General features: G+C 70.2%; 21 protein-coding genes and 3 pseudogenes. 14 read left to right on the forward strand and 10 right to left on the reverse strand.

The features are described 5' to 3' along the window. Positions 1-295: 295 nt before the first annotated feature. Positions 296-805: pseudogene (locus NQU55_RS16615) on the reverse strand (CocE/NonD family hydrolase); the annotation flags it as partial. A gap of 125 nt (positions 806-930) precedes the next feature. Between NQU55_RS16615 and NQU55_RS16620 the strand changes: the two are divergent. After that, positions 931-1,125, forward strand: coding sequence for a hypothetical protein (locus NQU55_RS16620; RefSeq protein ID WP_168092149.1), 195 nt, complete (start codon positions 931-933; stop codon positions 1,123-1,125). A gap of 488 nt (positions 1,126-1,613) precedes the next feature. On the opposite strand, the pseudogene NQU55_RS16625 reads toward NQU55_RS16620, so the two are convergent. Continuing rightward, positions 1,614-1,718: pseudogene (locus NQU55_RS16625) on the reverse strand (plasmid stabilization protein); the annotation flags it as partial. 5 nt (positions 1,719-1,723) lie between these two features. Next, a complete protein-coding gene (locus tag NQU55_RS16630; protein ID WP_240976244.1) occupies positions 1,724-3,259 on the reverse strand; it encodes an FAD-dependent oxidoreductase in 1,536 nt (511 codons plus the stop codon). Between the two features lie 422 nt (positions 3,260-3,681). Here NQU55_RS16630 and NQU55_RS37120 point away from each other — a divergent pair, with 422 nt between their 5' ends. Beyond that, positions 3,682-4,017, forward strand: coding sequence for a sigma factor (locus NQU55_RS37120; RefSeq protein WP_168092147.1), 336 nt, complete (start codon positions 3,682-3,684; stop codon positions 4,015-4,017). A 420-nt stretch (positions 4,018-4,437) separates the two neighbouring features. Here NQU55_RS37120 and NQU55_RS16635 read toward each other — a convergent pair whose 3' ends face one another. Next, complete coding sequence (locus NQU55_RS16635) at positions 4,438-5,481, reverse strand: zinc-binding dehydrogenase (RefSeq protein ID WP_168092146.1); 1,044 nt, start codon at positions 5,479-5,481, stop codon at positions 4,438-4,440. A 126-nt stretch (positions 5,482-5,607) separates the two neighbouring features. Here NQU55_RS16635 and NQU55_RS16640 point away from each other — a divergent pair, with 126 nt between their 5' ends. Next, positions 5,608-6,204, forward strand: coding sequence for a TetR/AcrR family transcriptional regulator (locus NQU55_RS16640; protein ID WP_168092145.1), 597 nt, complete (start codon positions 5,608-5,610; stop codon positions 6,202-6,204). A gap of 393 nt (positions 6,205-6,597) precedes the next feature. Beyond that, positions 6,598-6,765: a hypothetical protein gene (locus NQU55_RS16645; RefSeq protein ID WP_168092144.1), complete on the forward strand. Its 168-nt coding sequence runs from the start codon at positions 6,598-6,600 to the stop codon at positions 6,763-6,765. A gap of 55 nt (positions 6,766-6,820) precedes the next feature. Here the strand turns inward: NQU55_RS16645 and NQU55_RS16650 are convergent, their stop codons facing one another. Then, positions 6,821-7,834, reverse strand: coding sequence for a PASTA domain-containing protein (locus NQU55_RS16650; RefSeq protein ID WP_168092143.1), 1,014 nt, complete (start codon positions 7,832-7,834; stop codon positions 6,821-6,823). 528 nt (positions 7,835-8,362) lie between these two features. On the opposite strand from NQU55_RS16650, the gene NQU55_RS16655 reads away from it, so the two are divergent. The 4 genes and pseudogenes from NQU55_RS16655 (at position 8,363) to NQU55_RS16670 (ending at position 11,604) form a co-directional block, all read left to right on the forward strand. Then, entirely contained in the window at positions 8,363-8,701 is a 339-nt protein-coding gene (locus tag NQU55_RS16655) for a PadR family transcriptional regulator (RefSeq protein WP_168092142.1), read from the forward strand. Continuing rightward, positions 8,698-9,600, forward strand: coding sequence for a hypothetical protein (locus NQU55_RS16660; protein ID WP_168092141.1), 903 nt, complete (start codon positions 8,698-8,700; stop codon positions 9,598-9,600). Before NQU55_RS16655 ends, NQU55_RS16660 begins: the two co-directional genes overlap by 4 nt. A gap of 101 nt (positions 9,601-9,701) precedes the next feature. Next, positions 9,702-10,898 carry an acyltransferase family protein gene (locus NQU55_RS16665; RefSeq protein ID WP_256790781.1) on the forward strand — a complete coding sequence of 399 codons (1,197 nt, stop codon included), beginning with the start codon at positions 9,702-9,704 and terminating at the stop codon, positions 10,896-10,898. Next, a pseudogene (locus tag NQU55_RS16670) lies at positions 10,895-11,604 on the forward strand (cation transporter). Before NQU55_RS16665 ends, NQU55_RS16670 begins: the two are co-directional and overlap by 4 nt. 221 nt (positions 11,605-11,825) lie before the next feature. Here NQU55_RS16670 and acpP read toward each other — a convergent pair. Next, complete coding sequence (gene acpP / locus NQU55_RS16675; RefSeq protein WP_168096356.1) at positions 11,826-12,059, reverse strand: acyl carrier protein; 234 nt, start codon at positions 12,057-12,059, stop codon at positions 11,826-11,828. Positions 12,060-12,486: 427 nt separating this feature from the next. Here acpP and NQU55_RS16680 point away from each other — a divergent pair, with 427 nt between their 5' ends. From NQU55_RS16680 to NQU55_RS16695, 4 genes are all read left to right on the forward strand, one after another. Further along, entirely contained in the window at positions 12,487-12,633 is a 147-nt protein-coding gene (locus NQU55_RS16680) for a hypothetical protein (protein ID WP_168096357.1), read from the forward strand. A 252-nt stretch (positions 12,634-12,885) separates the two neighbouring features. Further along, a complete protein-coding gene (locus tag NQU55_RS16685; RefSeq protein ID WP_168096358.1) occupies positions 12,886-13,254 on the forward strand; it encodes an ArsR/SmtB family transcription factor in 369 nt (122 codons plus the stop codon). A 44-nt stretch (positions 13,255-13,298) separates the two neighbouring features. Next, complete coding sequence (locus NQU55_RS16690; protein ID WP_168096360.1) at positions 13,299-13,529, forward strand: MerR family transcriptional regulator; 231 nt, start codon at positions 13,299-13,301, stop codon at positions 13,527-13,529. Positions 13,530-13,622: 93 nt separating this feature from the next. Then, positions 13,623-13,958: a YnfA family protein gene (locus NQU55_RS16695; protein ID WP_168096359.1), complete on the forward strand. Its 336-nt coding sequence runs from the start codon at positions 13,623-13,625 to the stop codon at positions 13,956-13,958. Between the two features lie 138 nt (positions 13,959-14,096). On the opposite strand, the gene NQU55_RS16700 is transcribed toward NQU55_RS16695, so the two are convergent. The 4 genes from NQU55_RS16700 to NQU55_RS16715 all read right to left on the reverse strand — a co-directional run bounded on the left by NQU55_RS16700 (position 14,097) and on the right by NQU55_RS16715 (position 17,397). Continuing rightward, positions 14,097-14,606 carry an ArsI/CadI family heavy metal resistance metalloenzyme gene (locus NQU55_RS16700; RefSeq protein WP_256790782.1) on the reverse strand — a complete coding sequence of 170 codons (510 nt, stop codon included), beginning with the start codon at positions 14,604-14,606 and terminating at the stop codon, positions 14,097-14,099. 142 nt (positions 14,607-14,748) lie between these two features. Continuing rightward, entirely contained in the window at positions 14,749-15,804 is a 1,056-nt protein-coding gene (locus tag NQU55_RS16705; protein WP_168096594.1) for an ArsO family NAD(P)H-dependent flavin-containing monooxygenase, read from the reverse strand. Positions 15,805-15,991: 187 nt separating this feature from the next. After that, positions 15,992-17,092, reverse strand: a complete 1,101-nt coding sequence (gene arsB / locus NQU55_RS16710; RefSeq protein WP_168096593.1) for an ACR3 family arsenite efflux transporter — start codon at positions 17,090-17,092, stop codon at positions 15,992-15,994. Further along, the gene (locus NQU55_RS16715) at positions 17,089-17,397 is read right to left on the reverse strand and encodes an ArsR/SmtB family transcription factor (protein ID WP_095584470.1); all 309 of its coding nucleotides are present in this window, start codon (positions 17,395-17,397) and stop codon (positions 17,089-17,091) included. The genes arsB and NQU55_RS16715 overlap by 4 nt, the downstream gene beginning before the upstream one ends. A 75-nt stretch (positions 17,398-17,472) precedes the next feature. Here NQU55_RS16715 and NQU55_RS16720 point away from each other — a divergent pair, with 75 nt between their 5' ends. Both NQU55_RS16720 and NQU55_RS16725 read left to right on the forward strand, forming a co-directional pair. Beyond that, positions 17,473-17,943: a three-helix bundle dimerization domain-containing protein gene (locus tag NQU55_RS16720; RefSeq protein WP_168097100.1), complete on the forward strand. Its 471-nt coding sequence runs from the start codon at positions 17,473-17,475 to the stop codon at positions 17,941-17,943. Positions 17,944-17,990: 47 nt separating this feature from the next. Continuing rightward, positions 17,991-18,410, forward strand: a complete 420-nt coding sequence (locus NQU55_RS16725; protein WP_168097101.1) for an arsenate reductase ArsC — start codon at positions 17,991-17,993, stop codon at positions 18,408-18,410. Positions 18,411-18,449 lie beyond the last annotated feature (39 nt).

Raw genomic sequence — 18,449 nt, forward strand, 5'->3', positions numbered from 1 at the left:
TCCCGGTTCAGGAGCCGGTGGCCGGCGTCCATCCCATCAGCGCATGGGGGAACCTGGCCATCCGGCTTTCCCCCGGACGAACCGATGGCCGCCCTCAGGCGGCGCCTGTGGTAAACCCCCGGAGGAGGCTGGGGTTCTGCCCCGGCCGACCGGCAGGACGTGGCCGCGACGGCCCAGGTCGACGTCACCCCGAACAGCAAAGATCAGCTGCGCGCGCTGGGCAGCCCGAAGGCGGTCGGGGTGGGCGACGAAGACGGTGCCGGGGGAGTGAGGTAGGGGTGTCGGGTCCGGCTGGTCAGTCGTTCCCTGCGGGGGCGAGTCCGGAACCGTGGGCATGCGTGGCAAGCAGCAAAGCCGAGTCTGCGTGGAGCGTGATGCGTACCGGTGTGAAGGTGGTGGCGTCCACCGGCGACTCCCCGTTGCCGGGGTTGCGGGCGTAGCGCGGATGGGCGCCTCCGCTGATCTGCCAGCGTATGCGGTGGCCGATGGCGAAACGGTGGGCGGTGGAGCTCATCGGCACGGTGATCTGCGACGGCTCCTGTCCGTCCGTCCGCAGCCGGCCCAGCCCGTCACAGACGTTGACGGAGCGGCCTTGTGCGTCGACGTCGCACAGGCGGGTGAAGACGTCGGCGTGACCGGTGTCCGTGGAGATGCTCAGTCGAGCGGAGACCGGCCCGAGAATGTCCAGGGGCTCGGTCAGTGGGGGACCGGTGAAGGTCAGTACGTCCTCCCGGGCCTCCAGGCTGCTGTTGTCGCGAGGGCCGGCGGTGCGGGAGAGCAGAGGGCCGCCGACGGAACGCCGCGGCCCTCCGCCAGGCTCGTCAGTCGGACACCAAACCCCCGTGCTGGCGGGTCCTGCACCGGGTCACCTTCGTCAGCCGTCAGCTCCCCGACGACCTCGCGGACGACGCCCCGGCACTGGAGAAGGCGATGGTCGCCGAGAAGATCTCCAGCAGCTACGAACTCATCCGCCGCCTCGACCCCTTCGTCAAGCCCCACCTGCACGACCACCGCTCGATGGCCCGCGCCGTACGGGCCGCCCTCGCGGAGCAGCTCCCCGAGCTGGCCCCGCACACGCAAGACGTCGTCGACTTCTTCGCCCGCTACTACGACATCCAGCCCTGAGTCACCCCCTCTGGTGGCCCGGCCGTCATCCAACGGCCGGGCCACCGGTTCCCGCAAGGGCCATGGGCACAGCGGTACGCGCGCACGGCCGGCGCTGTGCCAGGCCGATCGGCCAGCCCCTGCAGCCGCTTGGAGGGCGATCTCGCCGCCCGAGCCGGTCGCTCTCGGCCGGACCACCTGAAGCCCCCGAAGCTCCGCACTCCCGAGGCCGGCGACCGCTGGACCCGGCTCGTCATCGCCGCCCACGCCGAGCCCCGGCTCGTCCGCCGGGCCGGTGAGAAGCCCGTCCATCGCGATGGTTGTTGGGGCGCTGGACAGCTGGCTGAGGGCGCAGCGAGTGAAGAGCGAAGCAGGCCGAGCGGCATCGCATCACCACCCTCCCCATGGTGAATCACGTGACGGTGAAGGTGGGGAATCACATGACGCTCCGCAGGCCGGCCCCGGCCCATGCTCGGAAGGCAGGACAGACAGGACAGAAGCGCTGCGACCTACCGGTCCAGGGAGCGCTTGAGCTCTGCCCTGTTCATGGAGGAGCGGCCGTGGATGTTGTGGCGTTGGGCCTCGGCGTAGAGCTGGTCGTAGGTGGGGCCCCCGTGGATCACCTCTCGTCGGTGCTGGACGGCGGGGCGGGCAGGCTGCGCGGTTCGAGGGGCCGGACGGCGGGGCCGTGCAGGACCGAGCCGTCGGTGGCGAAGCGGGAGCCGTGGCAGGGGCAGTCCCAGGTACGCTCGGCGTCGTTGAAGTGGACCAGGCATCCCAGGTGTGTGCACCGGGCGGAGACGGCATGGGCCGCACCGGAGGGCTCGCGGTAGACGGCGCAGCGGCGCCCTTCGATGCGTACGACCGCTCCCTGTCCCGGCTCGATGTCGGTGACCGCGTCGACGTGTGTGGTGCGCAGCCTGTCGCCGATGAAGTGTCGGCCCACCTCTGCCTGTACCTTCAGCAGCGCTCCGGTGCGGGAGAGTGGGGGCAGCCTGCGCGGGTCGAGCAGCTCCGCCCACTCGGGCTTCGGGCCGCCGGTGATCAGAGCGGTGAGCAGGCGGCCGGCCAGGACACCGTTGGTCATGCCCCAGCCGCCGAAGCCGGTGGCCACGTGGACGTGCCGGCTACCGGGGTGGGCCGGGCCGATGTAGGGCAGGTGGTCGTCGGAGTCGTTGTCCTGGGCGGCCCACCGGTAGTGGACCGTGGCGTCCCTGAATCCGGGGAGGCGTTCCTCCGCCCAGTGCTGCAAACGGGCGAACCGCTCCTCCACGGCGGCCGACCCAGGTGTGAAGGACTCCCCGGTGACGATCAGCAGGCGCTGCCCCTCCCCGTACGGGGTTGTGCGCAGGGAGCGGGTGTTGCTTTCGGTGGTGATGTACATGCCCTGGGGAGCCTGATCGGCGGGTACGGGGGCGGCGACCACGAGCTCGCGCCGCGGTGAGAGCCGGGCGAACAGCAGCGAACGGTCGAAGACCGGGTAGTGGGTGGCGATGACCACGTCACGGGCTTGGACGGTCGCCCCGGACTCTGTCGTGAGCCGGCAGCGGGCGCCGTCGTGCAGGCCGGTTACGCGGCTGCGTTCGTAGATGCGGCCGCCGTCGGCCGTGAACCGTTGCGCGAGCGCCAGCAGGAACTTCCGCGGGTGGAACTGCAACTGCTCCGGCAGGCAGACCGCGGCCACCATGGGGAAGGGCAGGTCCGCCGGGTCGTTGATCAAGTGGACGTCCAGCCCCGCTTCCCCAGCGGCCCTGGCTTCCGCCCGGACGGCATCGGCGGCCTCGGCCGTTTCGGCGTAGGTGAAGGCGGACGCGCGTTCCAGGTCGGCATCGACACCGAGAACGCCACTGAGTGCGGCAGTGTGCTCGACGGCGTTCAGCTGTGAACGCGCGTACAGAGCCGTCGCCTCCGGACCGTGCGCGTCGCGGATCCGGCTGTACGCCAGGCCCTGCAGTGCGGACGCCTTCGCCGTTGTGTAGCCGGTGACGCCCGCGGCGATCCGGTCGGCTTCGAGCACGACCACGCTCTCACCCGCCCGGGCCAGCTCCCACGCCGTACACAGCCCCGCGATCCCCCCTCCCACGACCGCGACGTCCGTCTCGACCTCGGCGTCGGGCCCTGCGGTGTCATAGGCGGGGCCAGGGACGGAATCCATCCAGTAGGACTCGTGCAACACACGACGGGGAGTTGGCATGCCCTTCCATGTTCCCCGCACATCCCACCGCTAACGAACAGGAATCGAATAGATCAGCGTGCCGGCGGCACTGATGCCAGGCTCACCACCAGTGGCACCGCCGGGTGAGCGGCTCCCCCTCCGGTAGCCGGGGCGCGCGGGCGCTACGGCCATTCGCCTGACCAAGACCACCTCTTCAAGGCTGCCACCGCACACTGAGATTCCGCACGACGCTGCAGCCGTCGGCCCCGGTCCCGGCAAAGGAGGGCGCACCATGACCACAGCCGCACGGTCCCCCTGCAACAGCCCCGACACCACGGAGGGCCTTTATCCGGCTGCTCTCCATGGCCCCGGGCCCGCAGCGGGACCGTCTCCGGCAGGAGATCGTCATGACCTGATTGCCCATGGCCGAGCGCATCAGCCGCGGATTCCTCCGACGCGGAGAAAACGCAGCCGACCTGCGCCAGATCGCGGCCGTGGCGCTGCTCAGCGCGGTGGAGGCATTCGACCCTGCACTCGGCCATGCCTTTCCCACCCACGCAGTCCCCGGGATCCGCGGCGCGCTACTGCGGCACTTCCGCGACTTCGAGTGGGGCTTGCGTGTGCCGCGGAGCCTGCAACTTCAGTGCGTCTCAACCATCGACAGCGGTGGAGCCAGCTGGTGCACGGAGAGCGGCTCGCCGGGCTCAGGCGGTCGGACAGCGCTTCCAGGCCAGGCGGTACCGGGCAATCGTCACTGATCCGAACATGGGACCACCTCCCGTTCGACGTGTACGGGCTCGCTTCATGCCACCACCGCGGACGCGGCGTGCACAGAGCAGCACAGGCCGCTTCCGCGGAGGGAGCGAGCCGACGTCGGCCCGGCGCCGATGCGGAGGCCGCCTGGTGCCTGTGCACTCGGGCATCCGGCGAGCGTCGGCCCGGGGCTGTGCGAGCGGTGGAAGCGGCCGGGTGGCCGGCCGGGGCGAGCCTGGTCTGTCGGCTCGACAGTGGTGTCCCGGCCACCGGCGCGAGCGCTTCGGATCGCGAGCACGTCGGATTCCGTGATGGCACCTCCAGCCCGTACCTGGTCGGCAGCGCCGCGGTCGTCGTCGGACGCCGTCCGGCTACGGGCTGGACACGAGCCGAGGCAGGTCCGGGCGCCGGCCGGTGTTCAGGGTTCAGGGCTTGATCACGATGCGGACCGGGTTGCCCTCCTTGTTTTCCAATCGCCGGATGCCTTCGGCGATGTCCTCCAGTGGCAGTACGGCGCTGACGGAACGGGAGACGTCGAGACGCCCGAGGGACACCAGGCGGACGAGTTCCTGAAGGTGGCTCTTTCGGTAGCCCAGATGCCCGATCGTGGTGTGCCGCGACACCGCATACACCGCCTCCGGGCCCAGATCCAGCTGGTCGGGGGAGACCCCGATCAGCACCAGCCTGCCCCGGTGGCCCAGCGCGGCGTTGGCCTGAGCCATCGTGCTGCTCCGCGCCACGACGTCGAAGGCCACGTCCAGCCCGGCGCCCTCGGTCAGCTCGGCGATCCGGTCCGGCACGCCCTCGGCGGTCGGGTCGAGGGCGTGGTCGGCGCCGAGTTCCAGCGCCCGTTCGCGGGCTGCGGGCAGCGGGTCGAGGGCGATGATCGGTGCGGCCCCGACCAGCCGGGCGGCCTGCACCAGGTGGGTGCCCACGCCGCCCAGCCCCCAAATGCCGACCGACTCGGCGGGCCGTACCCGGCCGGACTCGACGACCGCGGCGTACGGAGTGGAGACGGCGTCGGCCAGCACGGCCGCCTGCTCCAGCGGCATGCTGTCCGATACGCGGCACAGCGCGGCGACCGGCACGACCACGTACTCGGCCCAGGCCCCGTCGTAGTCGAAGGCCATCACCCGCTGGTCCAGGCAGTCGTCCAGCCCGCCGCCGGCCACGCACGCCCGGCACGCGCCGCACGCCTTCCCGGCGGCCAGCACCACTCGGTCGCCCACGTTCCACCCCGGAGTCGGCGAGCCGAGGCCGTCGATCTCGCCCGCGGCTTCGTGTCCAGGAGTGATCACCGGCAGCCGGGACGGAGCCAGGCCGTGCAGCAGGCTCAGGTCCGAATGGCAGATCCCGCAGGCCGCGACCCTCACCAGTGCCTCACCAGGCGCCGGCCGTGGCACGGGTACTTCCTGCACGGAGAGCTCACCGGTGGCTGTGTCGAAGCGCGCGGCGCGCATGGTTGCCATGACCACTCCTTGTTAAGCATTGCTCAATAGTCCTGGTACAGGTCTAGACGCCTTATTGAGCACTGTCAAACAAGCCTGGCCCGGCCACCGCCGTCCGGCGCCCTGCCTGCCCATAGACTGATCCGCATGTCCGCTGCCCGATCCCGCCGCCTCGCCCCCGAAGAGCGTCGGCAGCAACTGGTGAAGATCGGGCTGGAGCTGCTGGCCGAGCACCCCCTGGACGCCCTGTCCACCGACGAGGTCGCCCGCCGCGCCGGCATCTCCCGGGGGCTGCTCTTCCACTACTTCGCGTCCAAGCGCGACTATCACCAGGCAGTGGTGCGCACGGCGTGCAATGAGCTGCTGGACCGGACCACCCCACCGCCCGGAGCCGATGCGCAGGCCTCCCTGCACGCGATGACCAGCGGTTTCGTGGACTACGTACGGGAGCACCGGCAGCTGTACGTGACGCTGGTGCGCGGTGCCTCGGCCGGTGACCCGGCCGTCCAGGAGGTCGTCGACGAAACCCGGCGGGAGCTGGCCGGGCGCGTACTGGAGTTCCACCGCCACACCGGCCACCCGGCCCCGCCCAGACTGGCGCTCACCGCCCGCGCCTGGACCGCCTTCGCCGAAGAGGCCGTCGTCAGCTGGCCCGCCGACGAGCCCGACGAGCCCGGCGCGCGCGAGGAACTCCTGGACTACCTGGAGTCCCATCTGCTCAAACTCATCGGTCCGCCGGACTGACCGGGCCGAGCTGCCTTCGGGCAAGCACGGACTCCTCCGGCCCGATCCACCCAGGAGCGGTACCCCTTTCTCCCTTCGAGACCGACTACTTCAGCGCGTCGGCGCGATTCGGGAGCGCCCCGGGCGTCGGCATGCCCCTGTTCATCGGGTCGGCCGTACGCGGCACCCATGGACATCGGCCTGCGGCGGCGCGCCCTGGCCGAACTCGCAGCCGTGCATCCGCTGCTGCGTTGCCGGGTCGGGGAGGGACACTCGCCCGGGGGGCGACCCCGCACGTTTGCTGCTCGCCTCGCAGCGGGTCCGCAGCGAGGCGGAGGTGGTGGCTCTCGGGGCTTGGCCGACGATCGCCGTCTCCAACGTCAGCCGGATCCCCCGTCACTGACGCCGCCAGGCTTGAGCGTTGATCGCGACGAGCGGTACCCGATGGCGGAGGGGATGTCACCGAAGCTGACCGCGGTCACCTGCGACGGGAGGCTGACCGTACAGGTTGAGTACGACAGCGCCGTGCAGGGCCTGGAGCGGGCCAGCGAGGTGATCCGCAGGAGCTCCGAGGCGGCGTAGATCAGCGTTCATGGAGCAATACCGGAACTGCCCTCCGGGGTGGGAGCTTCGATGCTCAGCGGCGCCAGCGTTCTCGGTCAGGGCCCTTGCACGTGTATACGGTGCCCTTTTTGCTGAGGCCCGTCGATCCGGGAGTGGAGCAGTAGGCGCCGGGGGTGACGGTGCCGACACTTCTGTCACTGCTGGAGTCGGAGGAGCCGCCGAGCGACGAGGAACTGGAGTCATCAGAGTCGCCATCGCCCGTGCTGGGCGGCGTCGGGTCCGGGTGCAGCTCGGTGGACTCCGCATTCGGGCACGCAGTGCCCGGCGCGGTCACCTTGAGATGCGCCGTGGTGGTTTTCGGGTACTCGATTTCCTCGCCCGCCTCCGGCTTCTGGAAGCAGACAGCCCAGTTGTCCACTGCGGCAGGGAGGGCGACGTCGGTGTAGGCGCCGGCGGCTTCGATCGCCTTGAACGCGAGCGGCTTGAGTGTCACGGATGCCTTCGCGAAGGTCTGGCCGATGACCTTCGGCATCTTCGGGTAGGGGATCGGCTCGTCATCCTTCGCAGGGCACGGCCACTCGTTGCGGATCACGCCGAAGTCGAGCGTGGGCCTCGTGGCGACCTTCTTGGCCGACATGGCCTGGAAGCACACCTTCCAGTTGTTGTCGTCCCACTGGCCGGCGTCGTCGTCCGAGGCGTCGTGCGAGATGGCTCCGTACCCGGCGTCGTAGGCCGCGGCCTTGGCGGTCTTGAGATTCTGGCCCACGAAGCTGGGTGGTCTGCTGGGGGCCGGGCTCGCGGACGGGGTGGTCGCAGCGGCCTTCGGCTTGGCGTCATCCTTCGGGTCCTTTGGCGGGTCGCCGAGGAACGGTGTGATGAACCAGAGGCTGGCGAGGACGGTGGCGACGATTTTCTTCGTCCGGATCCAGTGACTGAGCCACGCGAGCGCGATGCCGCCGGGCGGTAACAAGACCAGTGCCGTGATGACGAGCGCCGGGTGCTGCCACCAGTGTCGGGCCGGCTTCAGAGCATACGGGTGCGGCGGGGCTGCTGGGGGGTGGCCGTATCCGGGCGGCGGTTGCGTCATGGTGGGCTCAACGAGCGGGGAGCCGAGCGGCGTTCAACATGTACAGAACGTTCACACTCTTATTGCTCGACGCGAGAACTGGGGCAACTGCTCTTCCCGGAATACAGGGGGGCAGCCCAGCACTCGACCCGGACCAGCACTGCACCCGCCGGCGACCGTAACTCCAGGGCCTTGCCGACGACAGGGCGGTACACGTGCTGCTGCCGGCAGAGCGGGGAGCGGGCTATGCCTGGATCTCCGGCGCGAGGGCCCATTACGGGCGGCCGTCGTGCGCGGAGGCCATGACGGGTTTGTAGTTCAGCCATGATCAGGCGTCGCTCAGGGATCGGGCCAGGCCCACCAGCAGGTACCTCTCGTCGGCCCCGCGCTCGTCTCTCGGAGTAGGTGACCAGACGGCGCCCTCGGCGGTGCCGCCCGTGCGCGGTAGTCGGCGTGGTAGTTGCCGTGGAGGCGGCGGACTCCCCGTCTTGCCCGCTCTTGATCCGGACGGTTTTCAGCATATGCCGGTGAATGACATATAGTGGTGTCATGACTGACCGTGCGATGCAGGAACCGACCCTGCTCCTCCTCACCGCCCTCGCCGACGAGCCGCGGCACGGCTACGCGATCGCGCGCGAGGTGGAGTCGATCTCCGGCGGGCGAGTGAAGATGCGGACCGGCACGCTGTACGGGGCGCTGGAGCGTCTGCTGCAGCAGGGGCTGATCGAGGTGCACAAGGAGGAGGTCGTCGACAGCCGGCTGCGGCGCACCTATACCTTGACCGCTCCCGGCCGTGCGACCCTGGCCGCCGAGGCCGAGCGAATCGCGGCCACCGCGCGCGAGGCCACACGGCGCCTGGGCGCCACCAGCAAGGCGGCCACCGCGTGAACCCCGTACTGCTGCGCCTGTACCCGGCCGGCTTCCGCCGCGCCTTCGGCGACGAGATAGCCGAGTCCTACCGGGAAGCGACCGAAGGGGCGGGCCGGCGCGCCCGTCTCCGCGAGGCCGCCGACATCGCCACGCACGCCGTGCGGCTGCGCCTCGGCCTGGGCTCCGCACACCCGGGCGGACGGCTCTTCGCTGCCATCGCCCCCTTCGCCCTGGCCGCGACGGCCGCCTACGCCGCCTTCAACCTCATCGGGAGCGCCGGAGACTGGTACGTCATGCGTGCCGTGGGCACCGCCGACCGCGTGAGTGTGTTCATGACCCTCATGAACGGCTGCTTCCTGCTGACCTTGATCGGCGCGGTGGTCGCGCTGGCCGGGCGCTATCTCCCCGGGGTGCTGTGCGCGGTCGCCGGGGCGGTGGGCAGCTCGGTGACCTTCCTCTACCCGGTCTGGCGCATGCCGCCCGACCTGCGGTGGGAACTCGTGGGGTTCCTGCTCGCGCCGATCTTGATCGCTGCGCTCCCGCTGGCCTGCCCGCCCGATCTGCGCCCGGCCCGCCGGGTGCGCGGCGCGGCGGGGATGCTCGCGCTGGTGGTGTGGACCGTCCTTCTGGTGGGCGCGGTCGCCGTCATCGACCCGCTCGGGATCGGTCTGCACTTCCCCTGGCGGTTCGGCGTCCCGATGGCCGCGGCCCTGTTCCTGGTCGGCCGCCGGGCCTTCGCCGGAATCCGCACCACCCTTCAACTCGCCTGCGCCGCCGCGCCGTTCATCGTCACGATGTACTTCTCCGGGTGGGTTCGGGGCGAGGACATCCTGGCGCTCCTCGGCGCCCTCGCTGCCACCGCCGTGGCCCTGCGGCTACGGCGTGGCAGAGGCTCCGACACGGTGAACCCCGCCTGAGCACAGCCCGGTTGCCGAATTCCGGGACGCGGCGGGGCCCCCCCTTCCCTTCCCCCTACAGACGGCCTTCTTCGATCGGCCGCCTGGCCACAGGACTTCCCATGCCCATCTCCGTACCCACCCGAGTAGCCCGCATCCTGTCCCGGGCAGCCGGGCAGCGAATATCCCGTACGCCGGCCGGAGGCGGGCGCCTGGCCGCAGTCGACGGTCTGCGACTGCTCGCAGCCGCAGCCGTAGCCGCCTACCACTACCTCGGCACCCCGACCCCCCGCTTCTGGGGCGAGGCCTACGACCTCCCCCAGGCAGCACCACTGCTCCACGCGATCAGCGGCTACGGCTGGCTCGGCGTCGAGGCGTTCTTCCTGATCAGCGGCTTCGTCATCTGCATGAGCTGCTGGGGCCGCACCCCGGCGCAGTTCGCCGTCTCCCGTATCGTCCGGCTCTTCCCGCTGTACTGGGCCGTCGTCCTGATCATCGTCGCCGCCGGCACGGTCACCGTGCTCGCCGGACAGAGGTCAGGGGCGCCCACGGACCTGCGCACCACCCTGGGCAACCTGACCATGATCCCCAGCCCGCTCGGCCTGGACTTCACCGCCGGTGTCGCTTGGACGCTCTGGGTGGAAGCCCGCTTCTACCTCCTCATGGGCGCGCTGCTGCTGATCGGCCTGACCTACCGGCGCGTCATAGCCTTCGGTTTCCTCTGGCTCGTCCTGGCGTCCATCGGCCGCGAACTGCACTCCACTGTCCTGGACGAGATCCTGCTCAGCCAGTACGCCGGACTCTTCGTGACGGGCATCGCGCTCTACCTGATGCACCGCTTCGGACCCAACCTGCTCCTGTGGCTCCTGGCCGGCTTCGCCTGGTGCTACACCCTGACCGTCCTGGACGACCGCGTCGCCACACACCCCAGCTCCAACTGGCCGGTCAGCGCAGCAGTCCTCACCGGCTTCCTCGTCCTGCTCGCCCTGGCCGGCCCCGGACCGCTGCGCCATCTCCAATGGCGCACCCTCGTCTACGCCGGCACCCTGACCTACCCCTTCTACCTGGTCCACCAAAGCCTGGGCATACCTGCCACCCGCGGCATCCTCAAAACGGTCCCCGGCCTCGGCCTGCTCCCCTCGATCGGCCTCGGGCTCTTCCTCTCCCTGCTGCTGGCCGCCGCGCTGAACCGCCTGGTCGACCGCCGCCTCGGCCGCCTCCTGCGCCACCATCTCACCATGGCCCTCGATCCTCGCCGCACAGACGTAGACCGGCACACACCGTCGATTTCTCCCCGTCCCTCGACGAAAGAAGGATGAGCCCGGTCTGTTCCGCGGTCGCCGTGACCATCTCCTACAACGTCATTGAGGCGATCGTCGCGATCACCGCCGGGACACTCGCCTCCTCCACCGCCCTCATCGGCTCCGGCCTCGACTCCATCATCGAGGTCTGCTCCGCCGCCGCGGTCGCCCGGCAGTTCTCCGCCCGCGACCACGCCGTCCGCGAAGCCCGCGAGAAGCGCACTCTGCGGATCATCGCGGTCTCCTTCTTCGCACTCGCCGTCTACGCCGTCTACGCCGCCTACGCCGCCGTCGATGCCGTGCGCACGCCGGCCGGCACCGGGGAAGCAGGGCGTTCCATCCCCGGATCGCCCTGGCGGCTCTGTCGCTGCAGGTGATGCCGTTCCTGCCCGCCGCCCAGAGCCGCGCGGGCCGCGGGTTCGGCTCCGCCAGCGCGGTCGCCGACTCCAAGCAGACCCTGCTGTGCACCCACCTGTCCGCCGCGCTCCTGGTCGGCATGGCCCTCAACGTGACCCTTGGCTGGTCCTGGGCCGCCCATCGCCGCCCTGGCCATCGTCGCCATCGCCATCAAGGATGGTCGTGCAAGGAAGGCCGTGACGCCTGGAAGGGCAAGGGCTGCTGTGCGACCCCTGCTGCCGGGATCCCCGCCCAGTGGAAGGAGATGAACGCCTGCGGCTGCCACCTTGGCTGCGACGGCTGCGACGGCTGCGACTGCTCCGGCTGAACCAGGCCCCGACATTCACGCCGACGGTACGGCTGAGAGCCCGTAGTGGGCGTCGCTCTCGCCCTTCCGCTGATTCTCGGTGAACGGCAGTACGGCGAGGACATCAACCCAAGTGGCGGCAAAGCCGGCCCGGGGAGCCACGGACTCCGCCGGGATACCGAGCCGGTCGGCCGCGAGACGTGTCACGCGTTATTCCGGACCGCTCATGTCGCCTCCTTGGCCTACCGCTGGTGTGCCTTGGCCCAGTCGATGACGTCCTGAACGGTGGTGATCCTCTCGGCCTCCTCATCGGGTATATCCGTGCTGAACTCAAATTCCAGTGCCGTACCGAGCTCCACGAGGTCCAGGGAGTCCGCTCCCAGTTCCTCGAATGACGCGTTGTTCGTCACCTCCTCAAGCGTGACGTTCAGTTGCTCGGCGATGATGCGCTTCACGCGCTCCTCGATGGTGGACACTCCGCAGCCTCCTGCGCCGACGTGCACGGGACGGGCAGAGCTTGCCCACTCCCGCAGTTGTTCACGCGCCGGCCTAGCGCTGGTGACCGTCTTTGCCAGGGGCTCATCGCTCACAACGAGCCCGTGGCACCCAGTTCAAGCGTCTGAGCGTCCACCGGGAACGACGCCGGACCTGCACGACACCCTTGCCTCACTCGCGTGCGGACTCATCTGCCGGCGATGCCTGAAGAACTGCACATCATGACCTGCTACGAGCTCCAATGCCCTCGTTCCCCTTATGTTTCCGGCTGCTCGACGAGTCGGCTGATGTAAAGCGATTCCCCGAGTTTGTCGAGGAGTTCGAGTTGCGTCCGGCTCCCTTGGTCTCGCAGGGCGCGCTCGGCTCGCTGAGCCGTACCGCCCGCTGGGCCGCACGCCGGCGCGCCACGTGCGCACCCTGCACGGCGTCGCCCGCGACGAGGCCGCGCGCGGGGCGGCGGTGCTCGTGTGCGTCGAGATCGCCGCCGACCTCGACGAGGTGACGGGGGCACTGCCGTCTGGGAGTTCCTGCTGGTCCTCCGTGTCCGGGGTCTGACCATCTTCGTCATCACCCACGAACTCGACGCCCTCCGCGGCTACTTGGACCGCGCCATTACCCTGCCCGCGCTGTGGTAGGAGTCGGCGCCGACGGAGCTGCCGGAGCCGCCGCCCGGCCGTCCGCCGCGCCGCCGCAGGAACCGGACCAACCGGCCGGCGGAGTCGTCAGATGGGGCCCGTTGCGCCGGGCCGGCTGCGGGAAGGGTCGATCGAGCTTGCCGCTCGCATCGACCGGTGTCAACATAGACGTATGTCGAATCTGAGTGGGGTGGAGCTGCCGGTCCTGGAGCCGGAGGCGGTGGCCCCGTGCTGCCCGCCGCTGACGTCGGCGGAGCTGTCGGAGGCGGACGCGGTCAAGATGGCCGCGATGTTCAAGGCCCTGGGCGATCCGGTGCGGCTGCGGCTGTTCTCCAAGGTTGCCTCCCACCCGGACGGCGAAGCGTGCGTGTGTGACATCCAGGACGTGGGTGTCTCGCAGCCGACCGTTTCCCACCATCTGAAGAAGCTCAAGGATGCCGGCCTCCTGACCTCCGAGCGGCGCGGGACGTGGGTGTACTACCGCGTCGAGCCGTCCGTGCTGGCCGCGATGGGGCAGCTGCTCGGGCAGGCTGCGGCTTGATCTTCGAGCCGGGGTGAAGGTTTACCGTCGAAGACGTGACCGGCATGAGGATCTCCCCGCTCGTCGAGCGGACCGGCGTTCCGGTCAGCACGCTGCGCTTTCATGAGAGCGTCGGCCTGCTGCCCGCGGAGCGGACCCCGGCCGGCTACCGCGCAGTACCGGCGCCCTCCTCGCTCACCCGTCCCGCGGTGGACGACGTAGCGTGGCGTTCGGCGTCGGTGGCCTGCTCGCTGAGGGCCGACGATGCGGGTGAGCGGGCGGCTCAGTGGCAGTGACTGCTGGCCGGTGCCGCTCGCCGAAGCGTTCACCCCAGCTGCCTGACCTCACCGTCATCATTCCCGTCCCTGCCTGAAGAAAGCTCTGCTGCTGTGCTCATCGCCCGTTCCGTCGCTCTGTTCGTCATCGCCGCCCTGTTCGAGATCGGTGGTGCGTGGCTGGTGTGGCAAGGCGTGCGTGAGCACAAGGGGTGGATGTGGATCGGCGCCGGTGTCATCGCGCTGGGCCTGTACGGGTTCGTCGCCACCCTCCAGCCTGACGCCGACTTCGGGCGCATCCTCGCCGCCTACGGCGGCGTCTTCGTCGCCGGGTCGCTCGCCTGGGGCATGGTCGCCGACGGATACCGGCCCGACCGCTTCGACGTCATCGGCGCCCTGGTCTGCCTGGCCGGCATGGCCGTCATCATGTACGCACCCCGCGGCCACTGACCCGACCTGGGACCCGATCCCTTCGTGGAGCCTGCACTGTGCTCGTGCGAGGCGTTCGATGACGGCAAAGTCCGCTGACGGCGGGCGGTACGGGTCGCTGACGGCCCGCCGTCCCGGCCGGTGGCTATGGGTTGCGGATCAGGCGGTGCAGGCGCAGCCTGCGGCGGCCTTCGCTTCGATCGGGGTCTGGGTGGGGTCGGTGGCCTGCTCGTCGGGGGTGCAGCAGGCGGTGGTCCCGCAGCATGCGTCCGGGTTGCTTTCGGCGCTCTTGCCGAGGGTGGTGGCGTCGGCCTTGACGACGTAGACCTCCCAGGGTTCGCGGCCGGGGCCGTGGACCCAGACCTTGTCCTGGAGGGCGTAGCAGCAGGAGGTGTCGTTCTCCTCGAAGGTGGCCAGGCCGGATTCCTTGAGGCGCTCGGCGGCGGCCGTGACCGCCTCCGTGCTGCCGACCTCGACGCCGAGGTGGTCCAGGCGGGTGTCCTGGCCGGGCTCGCCCTCGATGAGGACGAGCTTCAGCGGCGGCTCGGCGATGGCGAAGTTCGCGTAGCCGGGCCGGCGCTTGGCCGGTTCGACGCCGAAGAGCTTGGAGTAGAAGGCCACCGACGCCTCGAGGTCGGCAACGTTGAGGGCCAGCTGAACTCGGGACATGACGCTCTCCTCAATCCAGTTATATCGATCGACTTCAATGCAAGACTGCACCTTGAATCGATGGATGTCAACATAGAGGCATGTCGAATTAGAGGGGGTTTCTTGTTTGCCCGGGTATGACGGCGGCTGCCGCAGCCCGCTGTCAGTCGAGCTGGGTGGCAATCTCCCGCGCCATCTCGCGCGCGGGGCGGCCGACGCCGATGAGCGTGGCGGAGGCGGGGCCGGTCCAGTCGCCGTAGCCGAGCAGGTGCAGTCGCGGCTCCCCGACTGCCCGTGTGCCAAGGGTGGGGATGTGTCCGTGCTGGTCGCGCAGGCCGAGTGGGGCGAGGTGGGGGAGGGCGGGGCGGAAGCCGGTGCACCAGATGACCGCATCCGCCGGCGTGCTGGTGCCGTCGGCCCACACGGGTCCGGTGGCGGTCAGGCGTGTGAACATCGGCTGGGCTTTGAGCAGCCCCTGATCGCGCGCAGCCCGTACGGATGGGACGGCGACGATGTCGCCGAGGGCGGCGACGCCGCCGGTGTCGTCCAGGCCGGCGTCGAGGGCCTGGCGGCGGGCGGTGGCGGCGTCGAACAACGCGCGGCCGTCGATCTCGTCCGGCAGGAAACGCGGCTCACGGCGAGTGACCCAGGTCAGGTCGGTGTGGGTGGCGAGGTCGGCGGCGATCTGGGCGCCGGAGTTGCCGCCGCCCACCACGACCACCCGCTGCCCGGCGAACTCCTGCGGGCCGCGGTAGTCGGCGGTGTGGAGCCGGCGGCCGCGGAAGGCGGTGCTGCCAGGGATTGCGGGCCAGAAGGGGCGCCACCAGGTTCCGGTCGCGGACACCACCACCCGTGCGGACCAGGTGCCGGAGTCCGTCTCGACGCGCAGACGCTCGCCGTCGCGGCGGACGGCCTGGACACGAGCAGGCCGCTGGATGGGCAGTTCGTACCGCTGCTCGTAGTCGGCGAGATAGCCGATCACGTGGGCGGCATCCGGGTAGGTCTGGCCGGGCTGGGCGGGCATGAGGCGGCCGGGGAGCGAGGAGTGCGCAGCCGGGGAGAACAGGCGGAGCGAGCCCCACGCGTGCCGCCAGGCGCCGCCCGGTTCGCGCTGAGCGTCGAGGATGACGAACGCGACGCCCGCTCGCCGCAGGTGGTAGCCGGCGGCGAGTCCTGCCTGGCCGCCGCCGATCACCACCACGTCCACCCGCGTGGTCACGATGCCGCCGCCCGTTCGCGTACGGGCGAGCAGGGGCGGCACCGCAGCGGCGCCCGGCCCCGGCCCGGGTGCCGGCCTGGGAGGCCCTGGCCTGTGGCGGCGTGGGTCTGGCACATGGCGGCGCCGCAGGCCAGGCAGATGCCGACGGCCGGGACGGTCCAGTCCCGGCCGCGGCAGTCCAGGCAGTTCACCCGGCGGCCCCGGCAGGCTGGGGTGCGGTGAACTTCCGCCGCCAGGCGAGGGAGACGTAGACCAGGGCGACGAGGACGGGGACCTCGATGAGGGGGCCGACGACGCCGGAGAGGGCCTGTCCGGAGGTGACGCCGAAGGTGGCGATGGCGACCGCGATGGCCAGCTCGAAGTTGTTGCCCGCCGCCGTGAAGGCCAGGGTCGCGGTGCGGTCGTAGGCCAGGCCGATGGTCTTGCCCAGGGCGAAGGTGCCGAACCACATGATCGCGAAGTACGCGAGCAGCGGCAGCGCGATACGGGCGACGTCGCCGGGCTGGGAGGTGATGGTCTTTCCCTGGAGGGCGAAGAGGATCACGATCGTGAACAGCAGCCCGTAGAGGGCGAAGGGGCCGATCTTCGGCAGGAACTTGTTCTCGTAGTCCGCGCGGCCCATCTTCTTCTCGCCGATGCGGCGGGTGAGGAAGCCGGCCAGCAGCGGGACGCCCAGGAAGATGACGACGTTCAGGGCGATCTTCCACATGGAGATGTCGAGGTGCTCGCCGTTGCCCAGGCCGAGCCAGCCGGGCAGCAGGTCGAGGTAGAGCCAGCCCAGCAGGCCGAAGGCGATGACCTGGAAGACGGAGTTCAGGGCGACCAGGACGGCGGCGGCTTCGCGGTCGCCGCAGGCGAGGTCGTTCCAGATGATGACCATGGCGATACAGCGCGCCAGGCCGACGATGATCAGACCGGTGCGGTACTCGGGCAGGTCCGGCAGGAAGATCCAGGCCAGCGCGAACATGACCGCGGGGCCGAGGATCCAGTTGATGACCAGCGAGGAGACCATGAGCTTCTTGTCGCCGGTGACCGCGTCGAGCTTGTCGTAGCGGACCTTGGCCAGCACCGGATACATCATGATCAGCAGGCCGACCGCGATCGGCAGGGAGATCCCGCCGATCTCGACCTTCGCCAGCGCGTCGTTCAGGCCGGGAATCAGGCGGCCCAGGCCGAGGCCTAGGCCCATGGCGATGAGGATCCAGACCGCGAGGAAGCGGTCGAGGGTGGAGAGCTTCGCGACGACCGAGGGTTCCTCCACGGTGGAGGGGGCTTCGGTGCGGGTCACGGGCAGGACCTCTTCCGGTCGGCGGCGGTGCGGGCATGCTCGGCCAGCTCGGTGAACTGTCCGGCAAGAGCGGCGATGACCTCGGGCTTCAGCTTGTAATAGGTGAACCGCCCGCAGGGCTCGGTCTCCACGACACCGGCCTCCCGCAGCACCTTCAGGTGGTTGGAGAGGTTGGTCTGCCGTGCGCCGGTCTCCTCGACCAGGTGCGTGGTGCACAGGGTCTCGTGGGCGAGCAGGGTCACGATCTTCAGCCTGAGCGGGTCCGCGAGAACCCGGATCAGATCAGTGTCGACTGACGTCATCATGGACTGATACTCTCACATCAGCTCGGGCTGACACCAGCCCTGACTGATCTGTTGGAGCCCGTCGAAGGGGTCCTCATGACCGCGTCCGCATCCCCACTTCCCGTTCTGCCTGATGAGCGGCTGGCCGCGGGAGCCGCCCGCCTCACCACCCGCCACACCGGCCGTTTCGGGCCTGAGACCGTCCAACGCCTGCTCGTCGACTCCTACGCCTGCCTGGCCGCTGTCGCGCGGGTGCGGACGCACCTGGTGGTACTGGCCGAGCGGCTGACGGCCGAACGTCTGGACGTCCTCGCACACAGTGAGAGTGCGGTGGGCGAGAGGCCGGTGCGGGTGCTGTTCGTGTGCAGCCGCGGCGCCGGTCGCTCCCAGTCGGCCGCAGCCCTCCTCGCCCGCCGGGCAGACGAGCGCATGGCGGTCTCGTGTGCGGGCACCACTCCCGCCGCCGAGGTGGAACCGGGCGTCGTCGTGTCCTGGCAGAAGCGGGAACGCGACGAGATCGGCACCCACATCACCGGCCTGCCGGACACCCTGCCCGCCAGCCCCTGACCCACCCGCACCCCCAGGTGCCCGCACAACCCACGAAGGAAGAACCGATGACCTCCACCCCTGCCGCCTCCGTGCTGTTCGTCTGCATCCACAACGCCGGCCGCTCCCAGATGGCCGCGGGCTTCCTCAAGCACCTCGCGGGCGACCGCGTCGAGGTCCGCTCCGCCGGCTCCATGCCCGGCGACCAGGTCAACCCCGCCGCCGTCGAGGCCATGGCGGAGGTCGGCATCGACATCTCCGCGGCGCAGCCCAAGGTGCTCACCACCGAGGCCGTCCAGGCGTCCGACTACGTCATCACCATGGGCTGCGGCGACGCCTGCCCGATCTTCCCCGGCAAGCAGTACCTCGACTGGGCCCTCGAAGACCCGGCCGGCAAGGGCGTCGAGTCCGTTCGCCCGATCCGCGACCAGATCAAGACCCGTATCGAGGCCCTGATCGCCGAGATCGACGCCAAGCAGCAGGCGTGATCGGCATGACCGAGCAGCAGAACGTGCGCGAGGTCATCG

Source organism: Streptomyces telluris, from assembly GCF_024519335.1.
Lineage (GTDB): Bacteria > Actinomycetota > Actinomycetes > Streptomycetales > Streptomycetaceae > Streptomyces > Streptomyces telluris.